Origin of the sequence: Acinetobacter higginsii, from assembly GCF_000369525.1 — a bacterium.
Lineage (GTDB): Bacteria > Pseudomonadota > Gammaproteobacteria > Pseudomonadales > Moraxellaceae > Acinetobacter > Acinetobacter higginsii.
Genome location: NZ_KB850061.1, coordinates 1 through 3212, shown reverse-complemented (window position 1 = coordinate 3212; position 3212 = coordinate 1). Strand labels below are relative to the sequence as shown.

Genomic DNA, 3212 nt, shown 5'->3' with positions numbered 1-3212 from the left:
CCTTTCACTTTTCCAATGGTCTGCCAACGTTCTTCACCATCGGTATGTCTGTCTTGGATTGAGATCCTCAGTGGATCATCAAAAACAAGGCTTGCCGTTTCGAAAGAGACATCGTGTTTTTTCTGATTCTTTCGATTCTTTGCCTCATCCCATTCGAAATACTGTTTCATAAAAAACATTCAAATTTGTATATACAATAATGTATCATAAAATTGTATCACTCAAGTTGAGAAGCGTAATTTTTAGTCAAATTTATTGGCAAAACATTCCAAAACTGCTCATAAAAAAGCCGACTTGTTTCAAAGTCGGCTTTTTACTGTTTTTTCGACCAAGGTGAAATTTTTAAGCGATTGATTTTTATATTAATATACAAGTGTACTTCGTATAATATCCATTATGTTAAATGGGCATAAATCAATTCTAAAATTATCTATGATAATTCTTAGCTTTTACTTCAGTACTGCGTTTAGGGTGGATAGAAAAGGGGCTAGCTGCTATGATTGCCCCCGAAATCCTCCAAAATAGATATCTTTCTTAATATGACACTTACGCCACCATAAGTTTATTTACCTCTTAAATCAGTAAATAACTCATCACTGTCTAGTGATGTGGTGTAGTAGCTTGTGTGTCGTATATATCACATCACTAGCCTTTCTTAAAATGTAAAAAAATAGGCTATTTCATGTTATCCACTATTCGAGAACAATGGTTCTCTAATATTCGCGGGGATGTCCTTGCGGGTATTGTTGTCGCTTTGGCTCTAATTCCTGAAGCAATTGCCTTCTCTATTATTGCAGGTGTCGATCCTAAAGTCGGGTTATACGCTTCATTCTGTATTGCCGTGGTGATTGCTTTTGTAGGTGGTCGCCCTGGTATGATTTCTGCGGCAACCGGTGCCATGGCGTTATTAATGGTAACACTGGTTAAAGAGCATGGTCTGCAATACTTATTAGCAGCCACAATTTTGACAGGATTTATTCAAATCTTAGCCGGCTATCTAAAATTAGGTGCCTTGATGCGGTTTGTATCCAAGTCAGTTGTGATTGGCTTTGTGAATGCCCTGGCTATTCTAATTTTTATGGCTCAATTACCTGAACTCACTAATGTGACATGGCATGTCTATGCGATGACAATTGGTGGTTTAGCCATTATTTATCTATTCCCTTATATTCCAGTGATAGGGAAGCTTTTACCCTCTCCTCTCATCTGTATTGTCTTACTTACGCTCTTTGCCTTATTCATTGGTTTAGATGTAAGAACCGTCGGAGATATGGGGCAATTACCGGATACGCTTCCAATTTTCTTGCTTCCTGATATTCCTTTAAATCTTGAAACCTTAACGATTATTTTGCCTTATTCACTGGGATTAGCAGCCGTAGGTTTGCTTGAATCTATGATGACAGCAACGATTGTCGATGATTTAACAGATACCAATAGTGATAAAAACCGTGAGTGTAAAGGACAAGGCGTTGCCAATATTGCTTCAGGTTTCTTAGGCGGAATGGCAGGCTGTGCCATGATTGGTCAATCGATTATTAATGTGAAATCTGGTGGGCGTACCCGTTTATCTACATTTAGTGCCGGGGTCTTCCTGTTGATTATGGTGGTGTTTATCAGTGACTGGCTTAAAGTCATTCCAATGGCTGCACTGGTTGCTGTCATGATTATGGTATCAATTGGAACATTTAACTGGGATTCTCTGCGCAATATCCGCCAATATCCTCTCTCTAGCAATATCGTGATGATCGTTACAGTCGTCGTAGTTGTTGCCACACATAACCTGGCTTATGGTGTATTAGTCGGTGTTCTTCTTTCTGCATTATTTTTTGCCAATAAAATTGAACGCTATATGGCGATTCAATCTGTATTTGATGAATCAGAAAGCACACGTACTTATACGGTAACAGGTCAAGTGTTCTTCAGTTCAGCAGATAAATTTACTTCTGCATTTGATTTCAAAGAGGCACTTTCAAAAGTGGTGATTGATGTCAGTCAGGCACACTTCTGGGATGTTTCTGCGGTTGCTGCCGTAGATAAAGTGGTCATTAAGTTTAGACGTGAAGGAACAGAAGTCGAACTTATTGGAATGAATGAAGCTAGTAAAACATTAGTCGATAAGTTTGGTATCCATGATAAGCCAGATGCTTTAGATCGCTTAAATAGCCACTAAGAGGGATTAGTTATGTCAAAAATTATTGCATGTATTGATGGATCATTAGTAACAAATACTGTGTGTGATTATGCAGCTTGGTTTAGCGATAAACTTAATTCACCTATTAAACTATTGCATGTCATTGATAAGCCAAAAGCAAAAGCACCACAAGATTTAAGTGGTGCAATTGGTCTAGGAAGTCGAGAAACCTTGCTCAAAGAATTGGTTGAACTCGAAGAACGTAAGGGAAAAATCGAGCTAGAGCATGGCCAGATTCTTCTTCGGGAAGCAAAGAACTATTTATTGGAGAAGTTCTCTATTGATGCTCAAAGTTTTCAACGCCATGGCAGTGTTTTAGAAACAATCATGGGAATGGAAGACGACATTAGAGTTCTTGTTATGGGTAAGCATGGGAATGAAACCGAGCATGATTCCAGTAAAATTGGAACCCATATTGAAAATGTTGTTCGTGCCCTTCATAAACCCGTATTAATAACGTCTGCACCATTTAGTCCACCTAAGTCTTTTTTAATTGCTTTTGATGGAAGTCAGACTGCACGTATTTGTGTAGACAAAATTGCCAATAGCCCTTTATTAAAAAACCTGACAGCTCATCTGGTATATGTTGGTAAGCCAAATAGTGATATGACATCTCAAGTCACTTGGGCAAAAGAGTTGCTTGCAAATAATGGTTTTGATGTCATTGAGAGTGTACTCGAAGGTGATGTCGAGAAATCAATATTAGATTACCAAGAGAAAAACTCTATTGATATGATGGTTATTGGTGCATATGGTCACTCAAAAATACGCCAGTTTTTTATTGGTAGTACGACGACCAAATTGTTATCAAGCTCTACAAAACCAGTATTATTATTAAGATAATTTTTAAAAGATAAAAGGATAGTTTTTAACTATCCCTTTTTTAGATTTTCTAAAATTAACATAATACACCTTATACGAAATGCGTTATAATTATCTATAGAAATCAATGCTGTAGTTTCTAGTTGATAGCCCATCTTCCCCAAGGTGGGCTTTTTTGTTGATTATTCATGTTCCACGG

At 37.5% G+C, this 3212-nt stretch carries 3 protein-coding genes; 2 read left to right on the top strand and 1 reads right to left on the bottom strand.

What is annotated here, in order from left to right; genetic code table 11:
• The coding region (locus F902_RS21900) for a BrnT family toxin (RefSeq protein WP_005199457.1) at window positions 1-170 on the bottom strand (170 nt) is incomplete at its 3' end.
• Window positions 171-682: 512 nt separating this feature from the next.
• Here F902_RS21900 and F902_RS00100 point away from each other — a divergent pair.
• Both F902_RS00100 and F902_RS00095 read left to right on the top strand, forming a co-directional pair.
• Window positions 683-2170, top strand: coding sequence for a SulP family inorganic anion transporter (locus F902_RS00100; RefSeq protein WP_004786522.1), 1488 nt, complete (start codon window positions 683-685; stop codon window positions 2168-2170).
• Window positions 2171-2182: 12 nt separating this feature from the next.
• On the top strand, window positions 2183-3034 hold the full coding sequence (locus tag F902_RS00095; protein ID WP_000034562.1) for a universal stress protein: 852 nt from the start codon (window positions 2183-2185) through the stop codon (window positions 3032-3034).
• The last annotated feature ends 178 nt before the right edge of the window (window positions 3035-3212 follow it).